The sequence below is a fragment of the Pseudomonas sp. B21-031 genome, from assembly GCF_024748985.1.
GTDB lineage: Bacteria > Pseudomonadota > Gammaproteobacteria > Pseudomonadales > Pseudomonadaceae > Aquipseudomonas > Aquipseudomonas kermanshahensis.
In genome coordinates this window covers 1978258-2003223 of record NZ_CP087181.1, presented here as the reverse complement: position 1 = coordinate 2003223, position 24966 = coordinate 1978258, and the positions used below count along the sequence as shown (strand labels likewise).

Genomic DNA, 24966 nt, shown 5'->3' with positions numbered 1-24966 from the left:
TGCTCCGTCCCTGTGGGAGCGGGCTTGCCCGCGAAGGCGTCAGCAGGTGCACATCGGTTGCCCGGTCCGGCGCCTTCGCGGGCAAGCCCGCCCCCACAAGGGAACGGGTTGCCTCTCTAGATCTATTCAGCGCTGCTCGATCGGCACGAACTGGCGCTGTTCGACGCCGACATACTCGGCGCTCGGGCGGATGATGCGGTTGTTGGCACGCTGTTCGAACACGTGCGCCGCCCAGCCGGTCAGGCGCGAGCAGACGAAGATCGGGGTGAACAGCTTGGTCGGAATGCCCATGAAGTGGTACGCCGACGCATGGTAGAAGTCGGCGTTAGGGAACAGGCGTTTCTGCTCCCACATGGTCTTGTCGATGGCTTCAGACACCGGGTACAGGACCTTGTCACCGACCTCGTCAGCCAGCTGCTTCGACCAGCCCTTGATCACCTCGTTGCGCGGGTCGGACTCTTTGTAGATGGCATGACCAAAGCCCATGATCTTGTCCTTGCGCTCCAGCATCTTGAGCAGCTCGGCCGTGGCGTCCTGCGGGCTCTGGAAGCGTTCGATCAGCTCCATCGCCGCTTCGTTGGCACCGCCGTGCAGCGGGCCACGCAGCGAGCCGATGGCGGCGGTGACGCAGGAGTACAGGTCGGACAGGGTCGAAGCGCAGACCCGTGCGGTGAAGGTCGAGGCGTTGAATTCGTGCTCCGCGTAGAGGATCAGCGACACGTTCATCACCTTGACGTGCAACTCGCTTGGCTTCTTGCCGTGCAACAGGTGCAGGAAATGCCCGCCGAGGGTGTCTTCATCGCTGGTGCAGTCGATGCGCACGCCATGGTGGGTGAAGCGGTACCAATAGCACATCACGGCCGGGAACAGCGCCAGCAGGCGGTCGGTCTTGTCGTGTTGGGCGTCGAACGTCAGTTCGGGCTCCAGGGTGCCCAGCACTGAGCAGCCGGTGCGCATCACGTCCATCGGGTGAGCGTCACGCGGGATGCGCTCGAGCACTTCCTTGAGGGCTTGCGGCAGGTCACGCAGGCCTTTGAGCTTGTGCTTGTATTCGGCCAGCTGTGCTTTGCTTGGCAACTCGCCGTACAACAGCAGGTAGGCCACTTCTTCGAATTCAGCACCCGCCGCCAGGTCACGGACGTCGTAGCCACGGTAAGTCAGGCCGGCACCGGCCTGGCCAACGGTCGACAGTGCGGTCTGGCCGGCCACCTGGCCACGCAGGCCTGCGCCACTGAGTACTTTTGCTTCGGCCATGGTGTTTCTCCTTTCTTGAATTTGTTATGGATTTCTTGCTGGCTAATTCGGTGTGCCTGTACCGGCCTCATCGCGGGCAAGCCCGCTCCTACACGTCCAACACAGCTTTAGAAACTTGCGCTGTACCTGTGGGAGCGGGCTTGTCCCGCGAAGGGGCCAGCACAGGAAGTCACTTATCCTTTCTTCTGGGCAAACAACGCATCGAGGCTCTGCTCGAAGGCGTGGTAACCAATGGCATCGTAGAGCTCCATGCGGGTCTGCATGGTGTCGACCACGTTCTTCTGGGTGCCGTCACGACGCAGCGCCGTGTAGACATTCTCGGCCGCCTTGTTCATGGCGCGGAACGCCGACAGCGGGTACAACACCAGCGACACGTCGACCGACGCCAGCTCTTCGGTGGTGTACAGCGGGGTGGCGCCGAACTCGGTGATGTTGGCCAGGATCGGCGCTTGCACACGATCAGCGAAGGTCTTGTACATCGAAAGCTCGGTAATGGCCTCCGGGAAGATCATGTCGGCGCCGGCCTCGACGCACGCTGCGGCTCGGTCCAGGGCGGCATTCAGGCCTTCGACGGCCAGGGCATCAGTGCGCGCCATGATCACGAAGCTGTCATCGGTACGGGCATCGACGGCGGCCTTGATACGGTCGACCATTTCCTGCTGGGTGACGATTTCCTTGTTCGGGCGGTGGCCACAACGCTTGGCGCCAACCTGGTCTTCGATGTGGATGGCGGCCGCGCCGAACTTGCTCATCGAGCGCACGGTACGCGCCACGTTGAACGCCGAGGCACCGAAACCGGTGTCGACATCCACCAGCAGCGGCACGTCACAGACGTCGGTGATGCGGCGCACATCGGTGAGCACATCGTCCAGGCCGCTGATGCCCAGGTCCGGCAGGCCCAGCGAGCCTGCGGCCACGCCGCCACCGGACAGGTAGATGGCCTTGAAGCCGGCGCGCTTGGCCAGCAGGGCATGGTTGGCGTTGATGGCGCCGACTACCTGCAAGGGATGTTCGGCGGCAACCGCGTCGCGGAAACGTTGGCCGGGCGTGCTCTTCACAGTCATGAATCACCTCGTGGGCTATTGTCGTTGGCGTCCAGGTAGTGACGCTCGATGTTGCGTTTGGACGCGCCGATGTGGCGGCGCATCAGGAGTTCGGCCAGTTCACCGTCACGGTCGGCGATGGCATCAAGAATCCGGTGGTGTTCGGCAAACGCCTGGCGTGGCCGATTGGGCGTGGCGGAGAACTGGATGCGGTACATGCGCACCAGCTGGTACAGCTCGCCACACAGCATCTTGACCAGGGTCTGGTTGCCGCTGCCCTGGATGATTCGGTAGTGGAAGTCGTAGTCACCTTCCTGCTGGTAGTAGCCGACACCCGCCTGGAACGCCGCATCGCGCTCATGGGTGTCGAGCACCCGGCGCAGTTCGTCGATATCAGCCTGGCTCATGCGCTCGGCGGCCAGGCGGCAGGCCATGCCTTCGAGCGATTCGCGGATTTCGTACAGCTCGATCAGCTCGGCATGGTTGAGCGACACCACCCGCGCCCCGACATGCGGCACGCGCACCAGCAGGCGCTGGCCTTCGAGGCGGTGGATAGCCTCGCGCAGCGGCCCGCGGCTGATGCCGTAGGTGCGCGCCAGCTCCGGCTCGGAGATCTTGCTGCCCGGGGCGATGTCGCCCTTGACGATGGCCGCCTGGATGCGCCGAAAGACGTTTTCGGACAAGGTTTCCGTTTCGTCCGCCAACGCTGGGCTGGGAGTGGATAGGTCCAGCATATTGTCGACACCCTGATAATCACATGGCCAGAAATTAGCTAATTCAGCGCGATCAGTCAAAGAAAAAATGAACATTGTCGACAATCGTCTAATAACGAACTAACCCTGCCCCGCTGCTGTCAGATCGCGACGCGCTGGCGTCAAGACGTCGGCGTGATAGAATGCCGCGCCTCCGACGGAGTATGGATAGCGTGTCTGTCATCTATTCATGTTGTTGACAGATGAACGAGGAAGCTTGCGCAGTCGTTGCCAGTCGCCTTGCCCCGAACCCTGCACAGTACCGCGCCAGGATTATGAGACTTACACCCGTTTTATTGCTGCTATGCCTCACCCTGCTGCCGGCCATCGGCCAAGCGGCGGGCAAGACCGTGTACGGTCTCAACGAATACGCAAAGCTGGGCGACCTGGACCTGGAAGTGGCCGCCAAGCTCGACACCGGTGCCAAGACCGCCTCGCTCAGCGCCCGCGACATCAAGCGCTTCAAGCGCAACGGCGAGAGCTGGGTGCGTTTCTACCTGGCCATCGATGCCGCCCACTCGCACCCGATCGAACGCCCCCTCGCGCGCGTCAGCAAGATCAAGCGACGGGCAGGCGACTACGATGCCGAATCGGGCAAGGCCTACACCGCGCGCCCGGTCATCGAACTCGAAATCTGCATGGGCCAGGCCCTGCGCACCATCGAAGTCAACCTCACCGACCGCAGCGCGTTCCAGTTCCCGCTGCTGATCGGCTCCGAGGCGCTCAAGCACTTCGACGCGCTGGTCGACCCAAGCCTTAAATACGCGGCCGGCAAACCTGCCTGTGCCACCGACGCTCCTAAAGCAGAGTAATCCCGATGCGCTCTCTTACCCTCCATCTGAAAGTCCTGATCACCGTCCTGGTGCTGCTGGGCGTGGCGGTCACCGCTTATCAGATCTTCTTCCTCGGCATCCCGGTGACCGAAGACGAAACCGACGACCTGTGGAATATCGACGCCAAGGTCGAGTTCGTGGCCAGCACCAAAGACCCGGTCAAGGTGCAGATGTTCGTGCCGCCGCTGAACCGCGACTACGTCAGCCTCAACGAGAGCTTCATCTCCAACAACTACGGGGTGAGCGTCAACCGTGCTGACGGCAACCGTAAGGTAACCTGGTCGGCACGCCGCGCCAGCGGCAACCAGACGCTCTACTACCGCCTGGTGCTGACCAAGCGCTACAGCAACGAAAAGACCACCATCAAGGGCCCGACCTTCCGTGACAGCCTGGCAGTCGACGGCCCCGAGAAGATCGCCGCCGAAGCCCTGATGGCGCCTATCCGCCAGCATTCGGCCGACGTCGAGACCTTCGTCAGCGAGACCATCAAGCGCGTCAACAACCTCAACGACGACAACGTCAAGCTGCTGCTGGCCGGCGACACCTCGGCCATGAAGAAGGCCCAAGTCATCGACCTGCTGTTGTCCATCGCCCACGTGCCGATGGAAAAGGTCCACACCATCCGCCTGGTCGCCGACACCCCGCAGACCCCAGAGCTGTGGCTGCGCAGCTTCAACGGCAACGACTGGCTGTACTTCAACCCGGACACCGGCGAGCAGGGCCTGCCCAATGACCGCCTGCTGTGGTGGACCGGTGATGACAACCTGATCACCGTCGATGGCGGCAAGAAAGCCAACGTCACCTTCAGCATGAACAACAGCGAGATGAACGCCATCCGCCTGGCCAAGCTGACCGACGAGAACACCGACGCCGACTTCCTCGAGTACTCGCTGTACGGCTTGCCGCTGCAGACCCAGCAGACCTTCATGATCATGGTGATGATCCCGATCGGTGTGCTGGTGATCCTGGTGCTGCGCAACCTGATCGGCCTGCAGACCCTGGGTACCTTCACCCCGGTACTGATCGCCCTGGCCTTCCGCGAGACTCAGCTGGGCTTCGGTATCGTGCTGTTCACGGTAATCACGGCGCTGGGCCTGTCACTGCGCTCGTACCTCGAACACCTCAAGCTGCAGATGCTGCCACGCCTGTCGGTGGTGCTGACCTTCGTGGTGGTGCTGATCGCCGCCATCAGCCTGTTCAGCCACAAACTGGGCCTGGAGCGCGGGTTGTCGGTGGCGCTGTTCCCGATGGTGATTCTGACCATGACCATCGAACGCCTGTCGATCACCTGGGAAGAGCGCGGCGGTGGCCATGCCATGAAAGTGGCCATCGGCACCCTGTTCGCAGCGTCCGTCGCGCACCTGCTGATGATGGTACCGGAGCTGGTGTACTTCGTCTTCACCTTCCCGGCGGTGCTGCTGATTCTGGTGGGCTTCATGCTGGCGATGGGTCGCTACCGCGGCTACCGCCTGACCGAGCTCGTTCGCTTCAAGGCGTTCCTGAAGAAGGCTGATGCCTGATGTTCGGACTGATCAAGACCTGGAAAGCCCTGGAGGCCCGGGGCATCATGGGTATCAACCGGCGCAACGCGGACTATGTCCTGAAGTACAACAAGCGCCACCTGTACCCGATCGTCGACGACAAGATCATCACCAAAGAGCGCGCGCTCGCGGCCGGCATCCATGTGCCGGAAATGTACGGCGTCATCGAGACCGAGAAAGAGATCGAGAAGCTCGATGAAATCATCGGCGGGCGCAGTGACTTCGTCATCAAACCGGCGCAAGGCGCCGGCGGTGACGGCATCCTGGTGATCGCCGACCGCTTCGAGGACCGCTACCGCACGGTGTCGGGCAAGATCATCAGCCACGAGGAAATCGAGCACCAGATCTCGAGCATCCTTACCGGCCTGTACTCGCTGGGTGGCCACCGCGACCGGGCGTTGATCGAATACCGAGTAACACCCGACCAGATCTTCAAGAGCATCAGCTACGAAGGCGTGCCAGACATCCGCATCATCGTGCTGATGGGCTACCCGGTGATGGCCATGCTGCGCCTGCCGACCCGCCAGTCCGGCGGCAAGGCCAACCTTCACCAGGGCGCCATCGGCGTGGGTGTCGACCTGGCCACCGGGGTGACCCTGCGCGGCACCTGGCTGAACAACATCATCAGCAAGCACCCGGACACCACCAACGCCGTGGATGGCGTGCAACTGCCGAACTGGGACGGCTTCATGAAGCTTGCGGCTGGTTGCTACGAGCTGTGCGGCCTGGGCTACATCGGTGTGGACATGGTGCTGGACCAGGAAAAGGGCCCGCTGATTCTGGAGCTCAACGCCCGCCCAGGCCTGAACATCCAGATCGCCAACGACTGCGGGCTAACCCAGCGCACCCACGCCATCGAGGCGCACATCGAGGCGCTGGCCAAGGACGGTGTGACCGAGGATGCCGAACAGCGCGTTCGTGTCTCGCAAGGGCTGTTCGGGCACGTGCATCCGCGCTGAGATTGCCGGGGCTGCTTTGCAGCCATTCGCAGCGCAAGGCTGCTCCTACAGGTACTGCGCAGCCCTTCCCTGTAGGAGCAGCCTTGTGCTGCGAATGGGCAAAACACAATGTTGAATGTCGCGCTAACGCTAGGCGCATTTCCTACACAGGTCTACAATCGCCCTCCTCGCTTTTACATCGCCGTCCACACTGATGCCGACCTGTACGCTCCACCCCCTGCCCTACCAGCCTGACCCTGCCGCCTATTTCGCCCGCCTGCGCCAGGCGCCCGGCGCGATTCTGCTCGACAGTGCCCGCCCCGGTGCCGAACGCGGCCGCTTCGACCTGCTCAGCGCCTGGCCCGTGCAACACCTGCAAGCCCACGCAGACGAGGACGGCCGCGCCTTCCTCCAACGGCTGCGCGCAGGGCTGGCACAACTGGGCCACGCCGACTTACCGGTTGGGGTGGAACTGCCGTTTGCCGGCGGCCTGATTGGCTACCTGAGCTACGACTTCGGCCGGCGCCTGGAAAACCTGCCCAGCCTGGCCGTCGATGATCTCGGCCTGCCCGATGCGCAACTTGGCCTGTACCGCTGGGCACTGGTGACCGACCACACGCAGGCAACCAGCCAGCTGGTGTTCCACCCAAGCCTGGCAAGCACTGAGCGCGAGCGCCTGGTTGCCCTGTTCGAAGCCCCCGATTGTGCTGAAACTGGCGACTTCCACCTGCTGGCCAGCATGACCGGCGACTTGAAACCCGAGCACTACCAAGCAGCGTTCGACCAGGTGCAACGCTACATCCAGGCCGGCGATTGCTACCAGATCAACCTGACGCAACGCTTCCGCGCACCGTGCCAGGGCGACCCCTGGCGCGCCTATCAGGCGCTGCGCAAGGCGTGCCCGACGCCATTTTCCGGCTATCAGCAACTGGCCGATGGCAGCGCACTGCTGAGTTTCTCGCCGGAGCGGTTCATTCGCGTCAGCCAAGGGCTGGTCGAGACTCGCCCGATCAAGGGTACCCGGCCACGCTCAAGCAACCCTGACCAGGACGCCCGCAACGCCGAAGAGCTGCAGCACAGCCCCAAGGACCGCTCGGAAAACCTGATGATCGTCGACCTGCTGCGCAACGACCTGGGCCGTACCTGCCAGATCGGCTCGGTCAAGGTGCCCGAGTTGTTCAGCCTGGAAAGCTACCCCAACGTTCACCACCTGGTCAGCAGCATCACCGGGCAATTGGCCACCGACAAGGACCCACTGGACCTGATTGGCGACAGCTTCCCCGGCGGCTCGATCACCGGGGCGCCGAAGATCCGCGCCATGCAGATCATCGATGAACTGGAGCCCAGCCGCCGTGCACTGTATTGCGGCTCGTTGCTGTACGTGGATGTGCGCGGCGAGATGGACAGCTCGATAGCCATCCGCAGTGTGCTGATCAAGGCGGGTCAAGCCAGTTGCTGGGGCGGCGGCGCAGTGGTGGCGGACTCCGACTGGGCGTCGGAATACGAAGAATCGATTGCCAAGGTGCGGGTGCTGATGGAGACCTTGCAACAGCTCTGATTCGGTGCCACAAGGCCGTTATGCCAGGCGTCTAACCGAGCATTTTTTGTTACCATCACCTCATTACGAGCGCACAGCGCCACAGCCAAGATGGAAACCGCCTGATGAGCCAACCCTTCGACGTCGCCGCCCTCGCCGCGACCTATGCCAACAAGTCCCCGCAAGACATCCTGAAACTCGCCTTCGAGCATTTCGGCGACGACTTGTGGATCTCCTTCAGCGGCGCCGAGGATGTGGTGCTGGTCGACATGGCCTGGAAGCTGAACAAACAGGTCAAGGTCTTCAGCCTCGACACCGGCCGCCTGCATCCGGAGACCTACCGTTTCATCGACCAGGTCCGTGAACACTATAACGTGCCGATCGAAATCCTCAGCCCGGATCGCAGCAAGCTCGACCCGTTCGTCAAGGAAAAGGGCCTGTTCAGCTTCTACAAGGACGGCCACGGCGAGTGCTGCGGCATCCGCAAGATCGAACCCCTACGCCGCAAACTGGCCACGGTAAGCGCCTGGGCCACCGGCCAGCGTCGCGACCAGAGCCCCGGCACGCGTAGCCAGGTGGCGGCACTGGAGATCGACAGCGCCTTCTCTACCCCCGAGCGTACCCTGTACAAGTTCAACCCGCTGGCACAGATGAGCAGCGAAGAAGTGTGGGGCTACATCCGCATGCTCGAGCTGCCCTACAACAGCCTGCACGAACGCGGCTTCATCAGCATTGGCTGCGAGCCATGCACACGCCCGGTGCTGCCGAACCAGCACGAGCGCGAAGGCCGCTGGTGGTGGGAAGAGTCGACCCAGAAGGAATGCGGCCTGCACGCCGGCAACCTGATCAGCAAGGGCTGATCGACAGGTAAAGAAAAACCGGCCCACTGGGCCGGTTTTTTCATGCTCGAACGGCTTAGTGCACCGGCAGCTCGACGCCTTCAAACAGCTCTTCTAGCTCTTGCTTGTTATGGCACTGGATGGCTTTGGCCATCACTTCGCGGGTCAGGTGCGGGGCGAACTTCTCGATGAAGTCGCACATGAAGCCGCGCAGGAAGGTACCACGGCGGAAGCCGATCTTGGTGATGCTGGCCTCGAACAGTTCGCTGGCATCCAGGGCCACCAGGTCGCTGTCGAGCTTGGTGTCGACGGCCATCTTGGCCACGATGCCCACACCCAGACCCAGGCGCACGTAAGTCTTGATCACGTCGGCGTCGGCGGCGGTGAACACCACTTTCGGCGTCAGGCCGCGATGGTTGAAGGCTTCGTCCAGCTTGGAACGGCCGGTAAAACCGAACACGTAAGTGACGATCGGGTATTCGGCAACGGCTTCCAGGGTCAGCTTTGGCAGTTTGGTCAGCGGGTGCCCCTGCGGAACCACCACGCAGCGGTTCCACTTGTAGCACGGCATCATGATCAGGTCGCCGAACAACTCCAGCGCCTCGGTGGCGATGGCGAAGTCGACAGTGCCGTCAGCGGCCATCTCGGCAATTTGCATCGGCGAGCCCTGGTGCATGTGCAGGGCCACTTCCGGGTACTGCTTGATGAAGCTGCTGATCACCGGCGGCAGCGCGTAGCGGGCCTGGGTGTGGGTGGTGGCGATGGACAGCGTGCCCTTCTTCTCGTTGGAGAACTCCTGGGCGATCTGCTTGATGCTCTCGACCTTGCGCAGGATTTCGCCAGCGGTATTGATGATGCGCTCACCTGCCGGCGTGACGCGGGTCAGGTGCTTGCCGCTGCGGGCAAAGACTTCAACGCCCAGCTCATCTTCGAGCAAACGGATCTGCTTGCTGATACCTGGCTGGGAGGTATACAGGCTCTGCGCCGTCGCGGAGACGTTGAGGTCGTGGTGCGCCACTTCCCAGATGTAGCGCAGTTGTTGAAGCTTCATAGGTTTCCCTCGGTTCAGCGGTGAGTCAGCGGCAGCAGGCAGCGACGATATATAACTATATTAGTGGTTCTGGAAATAAATCTAGAACTATTTTGTTACACGCGCCCCAGTAATAGCCTACGGCCAGCTTCACGTTTTCCTACGTCCCAGGTGCTGTGCAAGCGGCACCATATACACCGGCACAGGCGACAACTGCAGCAACCGCACCGCCGTTCGCCCCAGCGGTACATCAACGCCCGCGCCAGCACTGTGGCTTCCGAAAATCAGCAAATCGACACTCAAGCGCTGCGCCTGGTCGAGTATGACCTGGGCAGGATCCCCCTGGCGCACGCGGACCGCCTTGATGACCGCCAGGTCCGCCTCCTCGCCCAGTTCATCGCGAAAGTTCTCCAGCACGCGCTGTTCGATATTGGCCATGACCGTGTTGACGCCCTGGCTGTGCAACTGGTCGAGCGTCTGCTCATCGAGATAGCTTTGCAGCAGCGATTCGGCGAACTGGCCCATGGGCTCCACGGCGTGGATCACATACAACTCTGCATTGAACGTGCGCGCCAAAGCCAGGGCGTGCTGCATCACAAAAGGGGCGTAGACACCGAGGTCGGTGGCGTACAGCATGGAGCGGATCATTCGACCTCCTCGACTGCCGCTGCGGCAGAGCAAGCTTCAGCTTAGCAGCGCGCCGCACGCACGCTTTGCCGTCCGGCGTGCTGCTGGCGCGGGCCGCAGGGGGGCGTCAGACGGGGCGTGTATCGCGACTGATGAACGACAGCGCCTGGTACAGCATCTCCATGCGCGGCAAGCTGCAACCCGCCGCCCGTGCGTGCGCCAGCGGCTCACCATAAATGGCCTGAAGCTCCAGCGGGCGCTGCTGGACATGGTCGTGGTACATGCTTGGCCAGTAGTCGGGCATCCGTTCGGTGACCTGGAACAGATGCTCGGCATACCCCTCGGGCAGCACATGGCCACACGCCGCAGCGCCTTGCACCACCTCGTCCATCAACGCCTGAATCAGCGCCCGGCTGTGCGGCTCGGCCATCAGCGGCGTGGTGCTGGCGCCGAGCAACACCGAAAGCCCGTTATATGGCACGTTCCACACCAGCTTCTGCCAACGGGCCTGGCTCAAATTGTCCATCGCCTGCGAATCGATACCCGCCGCCTGGAACAGCCCCGCCCCCTCCTTGACCAGCGCAGCACCACCCTCGCTTGCCGGCCCACTGTGATAGCCCAGGTTGACCGCACCCAGTGCCTGATGGCGGATCACACCCGGAGCCTGGCGATTGACGCAAATGAAGCACAGGCCGCCGAGCAGGTGCATGTCGTCGCGCAATGCCGGGCGCAGTTGCTCCTCCACACCCAGGCCATTCTGCAGCAGCACCACGCGTGCGTCAGGTGCGGCGGCCTGCACGATCAGCGGCGCCAGCTGGTCGTTGCTGGTGGCCTTGGCGCCCACCAGCAGCCAGTCGCATTGCGGCATATCGGCAACATTGGCATACGCCTGAACCTGCATGTGCAAGGCGCCATGCACGGCACTTTCAAGCACCAGCCCCTGGTCGCGTACCACCTCGTATTCGCTGCGCAGCAGGAAGTGCACGTCGAAACCGGCCCGCGCCAGCATCAACCCATAAAAGCCGCCGATGGCACCACTGCCGATGATACCGATACGTGGTTTGCGCGGATGCATGCCGATCTCCAGGTAAATGTCAGTGCGCTTTTTTACACTGGTTGCGGCCCGCTGGGCACCCCAATCGCGCAACGGCGCCACCAGCACGGGAAAATCCCTGCCCTGACAGGCCAAAGCCCATTGTCGCGCCACCTGTAACGCGCTAAGGTTCGGCTCCCCGCTGCGAACATTCTTGCTGCTGGGCCGCACGGGGATTGCTGGCGGCCGGCACCCGTGACCTGACGAGTAACACGATGGCTGATTTACCGATCGACGACTTAAACGTTGCCTCCAACGAGACCCTGATCACGCCCGATCAGCTCAAGAAGGAAATCCCCCTCAGCGCCACGGCCCTGCAAACCGTGACTGCCGGCCGCCAAGTGGTGCGCGATATTCTCGACGGCAAGGACCATCGCCTGTTCGTCGTGGTCGGCCCCTGCTCCATCCACGACATCAAGGCTGCCCACGAGTACGCCGAACGCCTGAAGGTATTGGCTGCGGAAGTGTCCGACACCCTCTATCTGGTCATGCGCGTGTACTTCGAGAAGCCGCGCACCACCGTAGGCTGGAAAGGCCTGATCAACGATCCGTACCTGGATGACTCGTTCAAGATCCAGGACGGCCTGCACATCGGCCGCCAACTGCTGCTGGACTTGGCTGAAATGGGCCTGCCGACCGCTACCGAAGCGCTCGACCCGATCTCCCCGCAGTACCTGCAGGACCTGATCAGTTGGTCGGCCATCGGCGCCCGCACCACCGAATCCCAGACCCACCGCGAAATGGCCTCGGGCCTGTCTTCGGCGGTCGGCTTCAAGAACGGCACCGATGGCGGCCTGACCGTTGCGATCAACGCCCTGCAGTCGGTGTCCAAACCGCACCGCTTCCTTGGTATCAACCAGGAAGGCGGCGTCTCCATCGTCACCACCAAGGGCAACCCTTACGGTCACGTGGTGCTGCGCGGCGGCAATGGCAAGCCGAATTATGATTCGGTCAGCGTCGCTTTGTGCGAACAGGACCTGGCCAAGGCCAAGATCAAGGCCAACATCATGGTCGACTGCAGCCACGCCAACTCCAACAAGGACCCGGCCCTGCAGCCACTGGTGATGGAAAACGTCGCCAACCAAATCCTCGAAGGCAACCAGTCGATCATCGGCCTGATGGTCGAGAGCCACCTGAATTGGGGCTGCCAGTCGATTCCGAAAGACCTGAACGAACTGCAATACGGTGTTTCGGTGACCGACGCCTGTATTGACTGGTCTGCGACTGAGAAGACCTTGCGCAGCATGCACGCCAAGCTCAAGGATGTACTGCCGCAGCGCCAGCGCGGCTGACAAAAAAAGGGCCGCTAAGCGGCCCTTTTTTTACAGGTTCATACTTTGCTCGAATGACGCTGCTGGCGTTCCATGTAGCGTTCTACATAAGAGCACGACGGAATCACCGTGTACCCCATCTGCTCGGCATACTCCAGGGCCCGCTCGGTCAGCGCTGCGGCAATGCCACGCCCGCGCAGGGCGTTAGGCACGAAGGTGCGATAGATGTCCAGCGTCTGCTTGCCCAGATCCATGTACGTCAGATAGGCACGATGACCGTCCACGTTGGTCTCGAACTGATGACCGGCCTGGTCATGGTGGATGGTCAGCGCTTCGCTCATCACTACTCCTCGCAGGTCTTCTCGGCAGACCCATACCTTAACCAATGGTGGTTTATCCGGCACAGAATCCTCTACGCCACCTGTTGCCCCTTGGACCACAGGACGATTGCAATCGTTCTACCCTCGGGCATTCACAAGATAGTAGGCGCGGCAAGCAGGATTGCTCAAGGTGGCAACGGTTAAAAAACGGCAAAAAACGTCGCTAATGGACTCTTCCCGTTACGCCAACAGCCGCCGGATGTTGTAGGGCTTAAGACGCTGAACGACAGACAAAGTCACCGTTAGTTCAACAAAAAAGTTCCCGTAGTACAAACGGTTGCGGCCCCTGTACGTTTTTTTCACAAACGCGTCGCAAATCTTGTCGGCGTGACCTGGAGCAACATTTTTTTTGCAGTTCTTGCGCTCTGTCAGTTTACTTACTACAAGTAATGGGTACTATGTACGCCGGCCAGTTTCTCTTTTCCGAGAGATGGCTCTTTAATAGAAAGTCCTTGAAGGGGAACACGATGAACAACGTTCTGAAATTCTCTGCTCTGGCTCTGGCCGCAGTTCTGGCTACCGGTTGCAGCAGCGTATCCAAAGAAACCGAAGCTCGTCTGACTGCGACTGAAGACGCAGCAGCTCGCGCTCAAGCTCGTGCAGACGAAGCCTACCGTAAGGCTGACGACGCACTGGCAGCCGCTCAGAAGGCTCAGCAGACCGCTGACGAAGCCAATGAGCGCGCTCTGCGTATGCTGGACAAAGCCAGCCGCAAGTAATAGTCCTCACGGATTGTTATGAAGCCGACCCACTTGTGGGTCGGCTTTTTTATTGCCGCGCAACAAGCAGTACACAAACGAAAAGGCCTGCACTAAGGCAGGCCCTGGGCAGCTCGCGAACGCTTATTGCAGTTCAGGCGGGATGCTCGAAACCATCGGCGCCGCACCCTGATTATCGACCGGCACGGCAATTTCGACGGGCATGCCATCTTCAGCGGCGACCACGTCACGCACCATGTCCCAGTTCATGCGCAGGTTGTTCGCCAGGTCTTCACGCTTGAGCAGTGCATTGATAACCGCAGTGTGCTTATCCACCACCGACGGATTACCTTGATCGTCCAGCGGAGTGTGCGCTTCGAGGTAGACCTTGCCAGCACTGATACCGAACTTGTAAGGCTCGTTGATGATGCGCACCGGAGTACCTACCGGCACCATCTTCGACAGCTCGACCACGTTGTTGTTAAGCATGCGGAAGCAACCGTGGCTGGTGCGCATGCCGATGCCAAACTTCTTGTTGGAACCGTGAATCAGGTAACCCGGTACACCCAGCGTAAACTTGAACGGGCCCAGCGGGTTATCTGGCCCGGCAGGCACCACGGTGGGCAGGATGTCGCCGTCAGCGGCGTGTTCGGCGCGGATGGAAGCGGGCGGTGTCCAGGTCGGGTTCGGGGTTTTGGCGGTGATCTTGGTATTGGCGATTGGCGAACCCCAACCTTCACGACCAATGCCCAGCGGGAAGGTGTACACCACGCTCTGCCCTTTCGGGTAGTAGTACAGACGGTACTCGGCCAGGTTGATGACGACGCCTTCGCGCGGCCCCGGCGGCAGCACATAGCGGGTCGGCAGGATAATTTCGGTACCGGCACCCGGCAACCAAGGGTCGACGCCCGGGTTGGCGGCGATCATTTCCAGGTAGCCTAGGTCGTTGGCAGTGCCGATATCGGCGAAGGTGTCTTCGTACTTTGCCTTGATCACCTGCACCTGGCCGACAATGTCTTCACCGGGGGGTGGCAATGGCAGCTCCAGCGCAGCAGCGGGGCCCGCTACCAGCAGGGCGGCCAGGGACAGGCTACGGGTGACGGCAGGAAAGCGCGGCAACATCCGGTAAATCCTTCGAAAGGTGGGTCAAGAGAATCGATTGTACACCCGCACCGATGCAAGCGGGAGGCATTGGCGTCACGCAAGCGTTTCAGATGATGAAAGGTGTGTCAGGTTTGGCATCAAAGCTGCGGCCACACCGGGCGCATGCCGCGCCGCTGGGCGTCGAGAATGGCGCGGCAGAGCGCGCACAGGCGGTCGTCGCGGTAGATCGACCGTTGCACCCCAGACCAGCGCGGCTGCGCGGGCAGCAAACCGCCGCATAAGGTACGGTCGACCGGCACGCCCAGCTCAAGCTGGCGGGCCGCCAGGTGGACGCGGATTTCCTGGCAGGCAAACAGGTCGAGCTGTTCGTCAGGCTCGATCAGTTGGTAGGCATAAAGGGACCAGGCAGGGCGCGGCATCGGGGGCTCTCGAAACGGGGGGCGCAACCTTAGCCGAAAGCCGGCCCCGTTTAAAGCGTCACAGCAAGGGTTTTATCGCCGGCCAGGCATTTTCCAGCAGGCGCTGCTGGGCACCTTGCGCAGGATGGATGCCATCAGCTTGCATCAGCGCCGGCACACCGCCCACGCCCTCCAGGAAAAACGGCACCAACGGGACCTGTTTTTCGGCAGCCAACTGTTCATACACCTGGGCAAACGCCGTGGTGTAACGCACACCATAGTTGGGCGGCAGGCGCATCCCCAGCAGCAGCACCTTGGCACCCGCTTGCCGAGCGCTCTCGATCATCGAAGCAAGATTTTGTTGCAATTGCTGCGGCGGCTGCCCGCGCAGCCCGTCATTGCCGCCCAACTCCAGCACCACCACCGCCGGCTTGTGCGCTGCAAGCAGCGCCGGCAGCCGCGCCTGGCCTCCTGCACTGGTATCGCCGCTGATCGAAGCATTGACCACCTGATCATCGAAACCTTCGTCCTTGAGCCGGGTCTGCAACAAAGAGACCCACCCCTGGCGGCTATCCAGGCCAAAACCGGCGCTGATACTATCGCCAACCACCAGCACCGTTCCCGCCGTGGCGCTCTGGGCCAGGCAACACAAGGCCAGACCGGCACTCAACCACCACATTCGCATTGGATTCTCCATGGGCCCCAGCATTCTCGTTGCGCAGAACCTTAGCAAAGTGGTCCCCAGCGCGGAAGGCGATCTGACCATCCTCCACGCCCTCTCCCTCGATCTCGCCCAAGGCGACAGCTTGGCCATCGTCGGTGCTTCGGGTTCAGGCAAGTCGACATTGCTCGGCTTACTCGCCGGCCTCGACCAGCCCAGCGCCGGCAAGGTCATCCTCGCCGGGCATGACCTGGGCCCACTGGACGAAGACCAGCGCGCCCGTGTGCGCGCCGAGCATGTCGGCTTCGTGTTCCAGTCGTTCCAACTGCTCGACAGCCTCAACGCCCTGGAGAACGTCATGCTGCCCCTGGAGCTGGACGGCCGCCGTGATGCCCGCGAACACGCCCGCACCTTGCTCGAACGGGTTGGCCTGGGCAAGCGCCTGAGCCACACCCCACGCCAGCTGTCCGGTGGCGAACAACAACGGGTGGCGATTGCCCGCGCCTTCGCGGCACAACCTGCCGTGCTGTTCGCCGACGAGCCCACCGGCAACCTCGACAGCCACACCGGCGAGCGCATCAGCGACCTGCTGTTCGAATTGAACAAGGAGCGCGGCACCACGTTGGTACTGGTCACCCATGACGAACGCCTGGCCAGACGCTGCCGGCGCCTTATCCGCCTGGACGCCGGCCGCCTGGTGGCCCCGGTGGAGGTCTGAGCCCATGACCAGCATGCCCTTCTCCCGATTGTGCGGCTTGGCGTTGCGCCAGTTGCTGCGCGACATCCGCGCCAGCGAAGTGCGCGTGCTGTTCTTTGCCCTGCTGGTAGCCGTTGCGGCCAGCACGGCGATTGGTTACTTCGGTGCCCGCCTCAACGGTGCCATGCAATTACGTGCCAGCGAATTCCTCGGCGCCGACTTGGTGCTGCAAGGCAGCGCACCTGCCCGAGACGAACAGATCAGCGCAGGCAAGGCCCTCGGCTTGCGCCACGCTCAAGTGGTCGAATTCACCAGCGTGGTGGGCGGTGACAGCGGCATCCAGCTGTCCAGCGTCAAGGCCGCCGACGGCGCCTACCCCCTGCGCGGGCAAGTCCGCAGTGCCGCCGCCCCCTATGCCGAGGAAACCCCTGGGGGTGGCCCGGCGCCCGGCGAGGCCTGGGTCGAGCCGAGGCTGCTGGCCGCGCTGGGGCTAGCGATCGGCGACAGCATCGACGTGGGCATGAAAACCCTGCGCATGAGCCGCGTACTGACCTACGAGCCGGACCGCGCCAACAACTTCTATAGCCTGACCCCGCGGGTAATGATGAACCTGGAGGACCTGGCGGCGACCGGGGTGATCCAGCCGGGTAGCCGGGTGTCCTACCGCGACCTGTGGCGGGGCGACGTCGAAGCGCTGGCCCAGTATCGCCAGGCCGTGGAGAAAAACCTCGCGGCCAACCAGCGCCTGCTCGACACCCGCGATGGCAACCGCCAGATCGGGGGCGCCCTGAGCAAGGCCGAGCGCTACCTGAACATGGCAAGCCTGGTGGCGGTATTGCTGGCCGGCGTCGCCGTGGCCATGTCGGCCAGCCGCTACGCCGCCCGGCGCCTGGATGCCAGTGCGCTGCTTCGTTGCCTGGGCCTTTCCCGTCGGCAGGCCCTTGGCCTGTACTGTGTGCAGCTGGCCATGCTGGGTCTGGTAGCTGCCGTGGCGGGCGCCCTGCTCGGCTGGCTGGCGCAACTGGGCCTGTTCCGGCTGCTGCACGGCCTGCTGCCGAGCGTGGTTCCGCCAGGCGGTGTCGTACCCGCGCTGGCCGGCATCGGCACTGGGCTGGTCGCCTTGGCTGGCTTCGCCCTGCCGCCCATTGCCGCCCTCGGCCAGGTACCCCCGCTGCGCGTGCTGCGCCGCGACCTGCTGCCAGTGCCACCCAGCAGTTGGCTGGTGTATGGCACCGCCTTGTTGGCCCTGGGCCTGATCATGTGGCGCCTGAGCCTAGACCTGCTGCTGACCTTCGCACTGCTGGGCGGTGGCCTGGTCGCGGCGGTGGTGCTCGGCGGCTTGCTGCTGCTGGGCCTGCGCAGCTTGCGCCAACTGTTGGTCGGTGCCCCGCTGGCCTGGCGCCTTGGGCTCGGGCAATTGTTGCGCCATCCCTTGGCCGCCGCTGGCCAGGCCCTGGCTTTTGGCCTGATTCTGCTGGCGATGGCGCTGGTCGCATTGCTGCGTGCCGAGCTGCTCGACACCTGGCAGGCACAACTGCCCAAGGATGCCCCCAACCACTTCGCCCTAAACATCCTGCCGGATGATCGTGAGCCCTTCGCTCAGCACCTGCAGCAGGTCAATGCGGCCTCGGCACCGCTGTACCCGGTAACGCCCGGCCGCCTCATCCAGATCAACCAGCAACCGGTGCAGCAGATCGTCAGCAAGGACTCCGCCGGCGAGCGCGCCGTGCAACGCGACCTCAGCCTGACCTGGGCCGCCGAGTTGCCCAATGGCAATGCGCTGACGGCAGGCAACTGGTGGCAGGCACTGCCGTCGGGCGACGAGATACCGGGCGTATCGGTGGAGGCGGAATTGGCCACGAGCCTGAAGCTGCAACTGGGTGACCTGCTGACCTTCGACATCGGTGGCCAGCAACGCCAGGCCCGGGTCAGCAGCCTGCGCAGTGTGCACTGGGACAGCTTCCAGCCGAACTTCTACATGATCTTCCAGCCTGGCACACTGCAGGGGTTGCCCACGACTTACCTCACCAGCTTTTACCTGGCCCCAGGCCATGACCTGGATGTGGTCGCGCTGTCACGGGCTTTCCCGGCGGTGACCATCCTGCAGGTTGACGCGTTGCTGGATCAACTGCGCAGCATCCTTGCCCAGGTCACTCTGGCGGTCGAGTATGTGCTGCTGTTCGTCTTGGCGGCAGGCTTGGCGGTGCTGTTCGCCGGCCTGCAGGCAACACTGGACGAACGCATTCGCCAAGGCGCCCTGCTGCGGGCACTGGGCGCGGCACGGCCATTGCTGGTCAAGGCAAGACGTATCGAATTTGGCCTGCTGGGCGCAGCCAGCGGCTTGCTGGCTGCACTGGGTTGCGAGTTGATCACACTGGTGCTGTACCGCTATGCCTTCGACCTGCAATGGAACCCGCACCCGTGGCTGCTCGTGTTACCCCTGGCGGGGGCAGTGCTGGTGGGGGGTGCTGGGGTGCTCGGCACGCGGCGGGCGCTCAATGCCAGCCCGTTGACGGTGTTGCGGGAGGGGTGAAAAAACCGCTACAGGAGCGTAATGCTGTTCACTTAAGAATGCTGGGGCCGCTCTGCGGCCCATCGCGGCACAAGGCCGCTCCCACACCGACCGCGTTATACCCCTAGGGCCGTTCCTACACGTAGCTGATGCTGTTGACGTACCAGGCCGCGTCGCCGGTCGGGGTCTGCACCACCACCTCGTCGCCCTCCTCCTTTTTGAGCAAGGCACGGGCCATGGGTGAGTCGATCGAGATGTAGTCGTTACGCCCATAAATCTCGTCATACCCGACAATGCGAAACTTCTTGGTCTCGCCCTCGTCGTTCTCGATCTCGACCCAGGCACCGAAAAACACCTTGCCTTCCTGCTCTGGCGAATACGCCACGACTTTTACATCTTCAAGGCGCTTGCGCAGGTACCGGACCCGGCGGTCGATCTCGCGCAACAGCTTCTTGTTGTATTGGTAATCGGCATTCTCGCTGCGATCACCCAGCGATGCCGCCCAGGTGACCTTTTGGGTGATCTCGGGGCGGTAGACACGCCACAGGTGATCCAACTCTTTTTCAGGGCCTCATGGCCTTCGGTGGTGATGATGTTGGTGCTCAACAGCGTTCTCCTCAACGGCGGGTGATCAGGCCTTGACGAGCGATGCGGGTGAGATGGCCAATGACTTCGGCGGCCTCGGCAGAGGCTGGGGCCTGAATTACCGCCAGGTCAAAACGGTCGTTGCCGTACTGCGCGAGATGGCAGCAGGTTTCGGTGAACTGGATTAGAAAGGCACGCGCCTGGCCCTTGCGACGTGAAAGGCCTTCGAGATGACGCAAAAGGGTAGGCTGATGCTGGCCACCGAGCAGGATGCGCGGTGTGCGGGAGGCCTCGTTTGCAGGCAACGGGCTCAAACAGACACTAGTACGTGGGCTACGTGGGCAACTCATGGTGCTTCTCTCCGCCTCGCGAATCCCGCTGGGCAGCGGTGGGAGGCGTCACCGAACCAGCGCTTTAGCGGTATTTCGGATGACCCGGAGGGGGCCTCTCCTGCGCCCCGCAAGTAGCTGTTTAAATCGGCGCAGGCGGTATGCTAGAGCTACAAGCGCAAAGATTCAAGCCTCAAGCTGCACGTTGCAGCTTGAGGCCCGGGGCCTGTCAGCGGGCGATCAGGCGGTCGAGGGAGAAGCGACCTGCACCTTCAATCATCACCGCCAGAGTGCCGGCCAGCAACGCCAGGGCGAATTCATAACCGTTGTTGGACATGAACAGGCCGTTGCCGATGTGCACCGAAAAGATCGCCACCACCAGGGTGACCGTCAGCGCCAGGGCCGCTGGGCGCGCCAGCAGGCCGATCACCAGGGCCAGGCCGCCGAAGAACTCGGCGCTACCAGACAGCAAGGCCATCAGGTAACCCGGTGCCAGCCCGATGCTTTCCATCCACTGGCCGGTGCCCTCAAGGCCGTAACCGCCAAATAGGCCGAACAGCTTCTGCGCGCCGTGCGCCATGAAGATGATGCCGACCAGGATACGGATCACGCTGAGGCCAGCGCCTGCACGGGTTGCGATCACTGCGTTGAGGGTGGAGGTGTTCATTGTGGCGTCCTTGAATCCGGGAAGTTGTGTTGGAATGGCGCCATCATAATCAATTCAATGAATATGAAAATCGCAAAAACCCCAACATAACAATCGACAAAATCGATTTGTCAGCGCTTGGCTACTCGCTCCAGAACAGCACGCTCACGGTTAAACGCCAGGAAGTACTTGTTGACACTGTTGACGAAGTTGACCGGCCCCATGCCCACCTGCTCCATCGCAATGCGCTCGGTCTGGAAGAACCACTGGTTGCCGTTGAGCCCGCGACGGCGGGCTTCGGCACGCATCGCCTGGACCCGTTCAGGCCCCAGGTTATAGGCTGCCAGCACAAACGCCATGCGCTCTCGCTCGTTGATCTTCGCGCTGGCAAAGAACTTGCGCCGGATCAGCGCTAAGTAGCGGGCACTGGCCTGGACGTTGCCATCGACCGTAGCGGTATTGCTCACCCCGACCCGTTGCGCGGCCGACGGGGTAATCTGCATCAGGCCATGGGCGCCGCCCGTGCCGCGGGCCGAGGGGTTGAGTGTCGATTCCTTGAAGGCGAGCGCGGCCAGGTTGAGCCAGTCGATCTGCTGCGCCTCGCCATGCTTCTGCAGCACCGCACGCACTGCGCTCAGCCGCTGCCGATCCTTGCTCGCCAAGGGGTTGTGTACGCGGTACTGGCGACGGTAGATGCGCTCGAACGCGGCATCCTGGTTATCCGGTGCGCGGTAACCCTGCAGAAAGCGATCGACGCTGGCCAGCAGCTGCGGCGCGTCGCGCCCCACGTACCAGCGCATGGCTTGCGGCGCCCCCAGGTGCACACGGCTGTCCAGGCGCAGACGCGGCATCACCCTGGCCCAACGCAGGGCAATCGGGCGCTCGACCACTGTCAGGTGATAGATGCCGGCCTGGACCATTTCCAGCACGTCTTCCACCGCCAGGGTCGAGTCGACCCACTCCACCTTGATCGGCGCACGCTTGCGCAAGGCCAATTGCTGGTTCACCTGCTGGATCAAAGGCCCGGCGGCACTGGCACTGGTCAAGGCGACCGTACGCCCCGACAACTGCTCGACATGGCTGAAGCTGCGCTCGCCTTTGCGCCCGACCAGCATCAGCGGCACCTGGTCGAGCACTGGCGCGCTACTGCTGACGCCACGCACCACCACTGGGTCGAGCAGTTCCCCCGGGGCAGCCAGGTCCCCCTCGCCGCGCTGCAGGGCACCCAGCAACTGCTCTTTGGCGCGGGGGATGAGCTTGAGCTGAATCTGCTGCCCGTCGCCAGCCCGGGCATTCAGGAAATGCTCAAGCGCACGCAAGCGATAGTATTCGATGCCGACCGGCTCGCCCTTGACCTCGCCAGAGCTGTTGCGGCTTTGATTGACCAACACCCGCAGCACCTTGCTGCTACGGATCTGCTGCAAGTCACGCAGCTTGCTGGGCGGGATGTTCTGCTGCGGCCCCGGCAGGCGTGCGTGGGCAGCACCGGCAGTGGTCAGCCCAAGCATCAGCAGGAAGGTCAGCAGGTATCGCAGCATGCGAGAGCGTGTCCGAGGTCGGTGGGCGGCGTTCATGTGGCATCGCCGCTTCGTGATAAATGACGGCAGAAGACCACGGCAACAGCATGAAGTTCTTGGTTTTTTCCGAAAAACGCGGATTTTGCTATGCTGGCCGCCCCGCGGCACGAGATAGCACCATGCAACTGATCGATATCGGCGTCAACCTGACCAACAGCAGTTTCCACGACCAACAGGCGGCCATCGTCGAGCGCGCCATCGAGGCAGGCGTGGCGCAAATGGTCCTGACGGGCACCAGCCTGGCGGTCAGCGAGCAGGCGCTGGAGCTGTGCCAGCAGTTGGATGCAAGCGCTGACCACCTGTTCGCCACCGCCGGCGTGCACCCTCACGATGCCAAGTCCTGGGATGCCAACAGCGAGCGTCAGCTGCGCCAATTGCTGAATGAGCAACGGGTACGGGCAGTGGGCGAATGTGGCCTGGACTTCAACCGCGACTTCTCCCCTCGTCCGCTGCAGGAAAAGGCCTTGGAAGCTCAACTGGCGCTGGCCGCCGAACTGGGCTTGCCGGTGTTTCTGCACGAACGTGATGCCAGCGAGCGATTGCTGGCCATTCTCAAGAACTACCGGGACCACTTGACCGGTGCTGTGGTGCACTGCTTTACCGGCGAGCGTGACGCATTGTTCGCTTATCTGGACATGGACCTGCACATCGGCATCACCGGCTGGATTTGCGATGAACGCCGCGGAACGCACCTGCATCCCCTGGTCGGCAATATCCCTGAAGGCCGCCTGATGCTCGAGAGCGATGCGCCCTACCTGCTGCCGCGAAGCCTGAGGCCCAAGCCTAAAAACGGCCGTAACGAACCGGCGTTTCTGCCGGAGGTGCTGAGGGAAGTGGCATTGCACCGGGGCGAGCCCGTGGAGCACACGGCAGCCCATACGACAGCGGCGGCACGGGCGTTCTTTCGGCTAGCCTAAGCTGACCCCAGCCCTAATGCCAGTCAGTGAGGGCCTAGGGGGCCGCTGCGATGGGCTGCACAGCAGCCCCAATTAAGGCGGATGAAGCTTAACTGACTGGTATTAGCCCTGCCCTGTTTTTTCTTGATACATATCAAGAATGGCTCTGGCGGGTGCAGGCACAATGATGGCACCTTGCCAATATTGTTTCCGCTCAACTCAGAGAAGACCTGCCCATGGGTGCCTGGCTTAGCAATGTTTCCCTGAAGTACAAGTTCTGGGCCGTCAACGCGGTGGCCTTTGTCACGACCTTGCTGCTGGTGCTCTACGCCGTGCACCTGGAGCAACGCGCCCGCGCCGACGCGGCCCAGGCGCAAGCTGCTGCGCAAGCCCAGCTGTTGTCAGCCTGGCCTGCCGGGCAAGCGCTGCCCCGGCAAGCCAATGTCATCAGCTGGTTGCCGGGCCAGACACCCAGCTTTGCCGGCGAACCGATCGAAGCCCTGCGCAACGCCCAGGGCTGGGTCGACCTGCCCGCCGCGTGGCTGCTGGGCGACAACCCGCTGCGCGGCGCCCAGGTGCTGCAACACGGCGACCAGCAGGTTGCCGTACTGGCCCAGTCGCCAAGCGTGCGTCAGGTGTTCTTCGAACGCTTCACCAACTATGCCGTGTGCGTACTGATCCTGATGCTGGCCATGCTCGCTGCTTCGCAGCTGCTGATCCGCTTCCTGCTCAGCCAGCTCAACACCCTCAAGGACGTCATGCTGCACGTGGAGAAGACCGGCGACCTGTCGGCACGGGTGCCGCTGGCATGTGGCGACGAAGTCGGCCAGATGGCGGGGGCCTTCAATGCCATGCAGTCGACCTACCACCGCGTGGTCAGCACCGTGGCCCTCACCGCCGCGCAACTGGATGCCGGCGCAGCGCGCCTGGCGTCAAGCATGAACGACGTGCGCCAGGGCATGCTCGGCCAGCAAAGTGAAACCGACCAGGCCGCCACGGCCATCAACGAGATGTCGGCCACTGTGCACCACATTGCCCAGCATGCCGGCGCTACCCGCGACCTGTCGCAGACGGCCGATACGCTCGCCGGCAGTGGCCAGGAAGTGGTCAGCCGCGTACAGGATTCGATCGCAGGGCTGTCCAGCGGCGTGCAGCAGACCGCCGAGATGATCCGCCAACTGGCCGAGGACAGCCAGAAGATCAACGGCGTGGTGGGGGTGATCCACAGCATTGCCGAGCAAACCAACCTGCTGGCACTGAACGCCGCCATCGAAGCAGCACGCGCGGGCGACTTGGGCCGCGGCTTCGCAGTGGTCGCCGATGAAGTACGCAACCTGGCCAAACGCGTGCAGACCTCGACCGACGAGATCACCACCATGGTCTCCGCGCTTCAGAGCGGCACCCGTGATGCGGTGGAGTTCATGCAGGAAAGCTCGTACAAGGCCGACGATTGCGTTAAACAGGCCCAGGCAGCCGGTGAGGCGCTGGCCGAGATTACCGGTGCAGTGGCGCAGATGCGCGAAAGCAATACCCAAATCGCCGTGGCTGCCGAAGAGCAGAGCCAGGTGGCCGAAGAAATGAACCGGGCGGTGGTGAGCATCCGTGATGTCACCGAACACACCGTGCAACAGACCGTCGGCTCGGCCACCACCAGCAACGAATTAGCGACCCTTGCTGGCGAGCTGAACAAGGCCATAGGCCAGCTCAAGCTATAGTCACCTTAGC

Annotated in this window: 24 protein-coding genes and 1 pseudogene; 11 read left to right on the top strand and 14 right to left on the bottom strand. The window is 62.7% G+C overall.

The window, feature by feature from the left end:
* Window positions 1-126 precede the first annotated feature (126 nt).
* The 3 genes from prpC to LOY53_RS09040 all read right to left on the bottom strand — a co-directional run bounded on the left by prpC (window position 127) and on the right by LOY53_RS09040 (window position 3031).
* On the bottom strand, window positions 127-1254 hold the full coding sequence (gene prpC / locus LOY53_RS09050; RefSeq protein ID WP_099453488.1) for a 2-methylcitrate synthase: 1128 nt from the start codon (window positions 1252-1254) through the stop codon (window positions 127-129).
* A gap of 173 nt (window positions 1255-1427) precedes the next feature.
* Window positions 1428-2318 (bottom strand): methylisocitrate lyase, encoded by an 891-nt coding sequence (gene prpB, locus LOY53_RS09045; RefSeq protein WP_027593921.1) that lies wholly within the window; start codon window positions 2316-2318, stop codon window positions 1428-1430.
* Window positions 2315-3031, bottom strand: coding sequence for a GntR family transcriptional regulator (locus tag LOY53_RS09040; protein WP_027593922.1), 717 nt, complete (start codon window positions 3029-3031; stop codon window positions 2315-2317). Before LOY53_RS09040 ends, prpB begins: the two co-directional genes overlap by 4 nt.
* Window positions 3032-3324: 293 nt before the next feature.
* Between LOY53_RS09040 and LOY53_RS09035 the strand changes: the two genes are divergently transcribed.
* From LOY53_RS09035 to LOY53_RS09015, 5 genes are all read left to right on the top strand, one after another.
* On the top strand, window positions 3325-3861 hold the full coding sequence (locus tag LOY53_RS09035) for an ATP-dependent zinc protease (RefSeq protein WP_027593923.1): 537 nt from the start codon (window positions 3325-3327) through the stop codon (window positions 3859-3861).
* Between the two features lie 5 nt (window positions 3862-3866).
* Complete coding sequence (locus LOY53_RS09030) at window positions 3867-5402, top strand: inactive transglutaminase family protein (RefSeq protein ID WP_027593924.1); 1536 nt, start codon at window positions 3867-3869, stop codon at window positions 5400-5402.
* On the top strand, window positions 5402-6382 hold the full coding sequence (locus LOY53_RS09025) for an alpha-L-glutamate ligase-like protein (protein ID WP_027593925.1): 981 nt from the start codon (window positions 5402-5404) through the stop codon (window positions 6380-6382). Before LOY53_RS09030 ends, LOY53_RS09025 begins: the two co-directional genes overlap by 1 nt.
* 193 nt (window positions 6383-6575) lie before the next feature.
* The gene (gene pabB / locus LOY53_RS09020) at window positions 6576-7919 is read left to right on the top strand and encodes an aminodeoxychorismate synthase component I (protein ID WP_258703882.1); all 1344 of its coding nucleotides are present in this window, start codon (window positions 6576-6578) and stop codon (window positions 7917-7919) included.
* Window positions 7920-8023: 104 nt separating this feature from the next.
* On the top strand, window positions 8024-8758 hold the full coding sequence (locus LOY53_RS09015) for a phosphoadenylyl-sulfate reductase (RefSeq protein ID WP_252827307.1): 735 nt from the start codon (window positions 8024-8026) through the stop codon (window positions 8756-8758).
* A 55-nt stretch (window positions 8759-8813) separates the two neighbouring features.
* Here the strand turns inward: LOY53_RS09015 and cysB are convergent, their stop codons facing one another.
* From cysB to LOY53_RS09000, 3 genes are all read right to left on the bottom strand, one after another.
* Window positions 8814-9788 carry an HTH-type transcriptional regulator CysB gene (cysB, locus tag LOY53_RS09010; RefSeq protein ID WP_027593928.1) on the bottom strand — a complete coding sequence of 325 codons (975 nt, stop codon included), beginning with the start codon at window positions 9786-9788 and terminating at the stop codon, window positions 8814-8816.
* Between the two features lie 129 nt (window positions 9789-9917).
* Window positions 9918-10415, bottom strand: coding sequence for a universal stress protein (locus LOY53_RS09005; protein WP_027593929.1), 498 nt, complete (start codon window positions 10413-10415; stop codon window positions 9918-9920).
* A 106-nt stretch (window positions 10416-10521) separates the two neighbouring features.
* On the bottom strand, window positions 10522-11469 hold the full coding sequence (locus LOY53_RS09000) for a putative 2-dehydropantoate 2-reductase (RefSeq protein WP_252827305.1): 948 nt from the start codon (window positions 11467-11469) through the stop codon (window positions 10522-10524).
* 233 nt (window positions 11470-11702) lie between these two features.
* Here LOY53_RS09000 and LOY53_RS08995 point away from each other — a divergent pair, with 233 nt between their 5' ends.
* On the top strand, window positions 11703-12779 hold the full coding sequence (locus LOY53_RS08995; protein ID WP_099429929.1) for a 3-deoxy-7-phosphoheptulonate synthase: 1077 nt from the start codon (window positions 11703-11705) through the stop codon (window positions 12777-12779).
* Window positions 12780-12817: 38 nt separating this feature from the next.
* On the opposite strand, the gene LOY53_RS08990 is transcribed toward LOY53_RS08995, so the two are convergent.
* Window positions 12818-13099 carry a GNAT family N-acetyltransferase gene (locus LOY53_RS08990; protein ID WP_025338432.1) on the bottom strand — a complete coding sequence of 94 codons (282 nt, stop codon included), beginning with the start codon at window positions 13097-13099 and terminating at the stop codon, window positions 12818-12820.
* A gap of 506 nt (window positions 13100-13605) precedes the next feature.
* Here LOY53_RS08990 and oprI point away from each other — a divergent pair.
* Window positions 13606-13857 carry an outer membrane lipoprotei OprI gene (gene oprI / locus LOY53_RS08985; protein WP_003259780.1) on the top strand — a complete coding sequence of 84 codons (252 nt, stop codon included), beginning with the start codon at window positions 13606-13608 and terminating at the stop codon, window positions 13855-13857.
* Between the two features lie 123 nt (window positions 13858-13980).
* Here oprI and LOY53_RS08980 read toward each other — a convergent pair whose 3' ends face one another.
* From LOY53_RS08980 to LOY53_RS08970, 3 genes are all read right to left on the bottom strand, one after another.
* Window positions 13981-14958, bottom strand: a complete 978-nt coding sequence (locus LOY53_RS08980; RefSeq protein WP_186678978.1) for a L,D-transpeptidase family protein — start codon at window positions 14956-14958, stop codon at window positions 13981-13983.
* 119 nt (window positions 14959-15077) lie between these two features.
* Window positions 15078-15359 (bottom strand): hypothetical protein, encoded by a 282-nt coding sequence (locus tag LOY53_RS08975; protein WP_099453482.1) that lies wholly within the window; start codon window positions 15357-15359, stop codon window positions 15078-15080.
* A gap of 58 nt (window positions 15360-15417) precedes the next feature.
* Window positions 15418-16023, bottom strand: a complete 606-nt coding sequence (locus LOY53_RS08970; protein ID WP_027593934.1) for an arylesterase — start codon at window positions 16021-16023, stop codon at window positions 15418-15420.
* A 10-nt stretch (window positions 16024-16033) separates the two neighbouring features.
* On the opposite strand from LOY53_RS08970, the gene LOY53_RS08965 reads away from it, so the two are divergent.
* A complete protein-coding gene (locus LOY53_RS08965; protein WP_027593935.1) occupies window positions 16034-16717 on the top strand; it encodes an ABC transporter ATP-binding protein in 684 nt (227 codons plus the stop codon).
* 4 nt (window positions 16718-16721) lie between these two features.
* Window positions 16722-19229, top strand: a complete 2508-nt coding sequence (locus LOY53_RS08960) for an ABC transporter permease (RefSeq protein ID WP_258703881.1) — start codon at window positions 16722-16724, stop codon at window positions 19227-19229.
* A gap of 115 nt (window positions 19230-19344) precedes the next feature.
* Here LOY53_RS08960 and greB read toward each other — a convergent pair.
* From greB to LOY53_RS08940, 4 genes and pseudogenes are all read right to left on the bottom strand, one after another.
* Window positions 19345-19814 (bottom strand): annotated as a pseudogene (gene greB / locus LOY53_RS08955) (transcription elongation factor GreB).
* 11 nt (window positions 19815-19825) lie between these two features.
* On the bottom strand, window positions 19826-20143 hold the full coding sequence (locus LOY53_RS08950) for a hypothetical protein (RefSeq protein ID WP_027593938.1): 318 nt from the start codon (window positions 20141-20143) through the stop codon (window positions 19826-19828).
* 208 nt (window positions 20144-20351) lie between these two features.
* Window positions 20352-20789, bottom strand: coding sequence for a DoxX family protein (locus LOY53_RS08945; protein WP_099453479.1), 438 nt, complete (start codon window positions 20787-20789; stop codon window positions 20352-20354).
* Window positions 20790-20899: 110 nt separating this feature from the next.
* Window positions 20900-22306, bottom strand: a complete 1407-nt coding sequence (locus LOY53_RS08940; RefSeq protein WP_252827302.1) for a transglycosylase SLT domain-containing protein — start codon at window positions 22304-22306, stop codon at window positions 20900-20902.
* A 158-nt stretch (window positions 22307-22464) separates the two neighbouring features.
* Here LOY53_RS08940 and LOY53_RS08935 point away from each other — a divergent pair, with 158 nt between their 5' ends.
* Both LOY53_RS08935 and LOY53_RS08930 read left to right on the top strand, forming a co-directional pair.
* Entirely contained in the window at window positions 22465-23262 is a 798-nt protein-coding gene (locus LOY53_RS08935) for a TatD family hydrolase (protein ID WP_252827301.1), read from the top strand.
* A 215-nt stretch (window positions 23263-23477) separates the two neighbouring features.
* The gene (locus tag LOY53_RS08930; protein WP_258703880.1) at window positions 23478-24956 is read left to right on the top strand and encodes a methyl-accepting chemotaxis protein; all 1479 of its coding nucleotides are present in this window, start codon (window positions 23478-23480) and stop codon (window positions 24954-24956) included.
* Window positions 24957-24966: the final 10 nt, after the last annotated feature.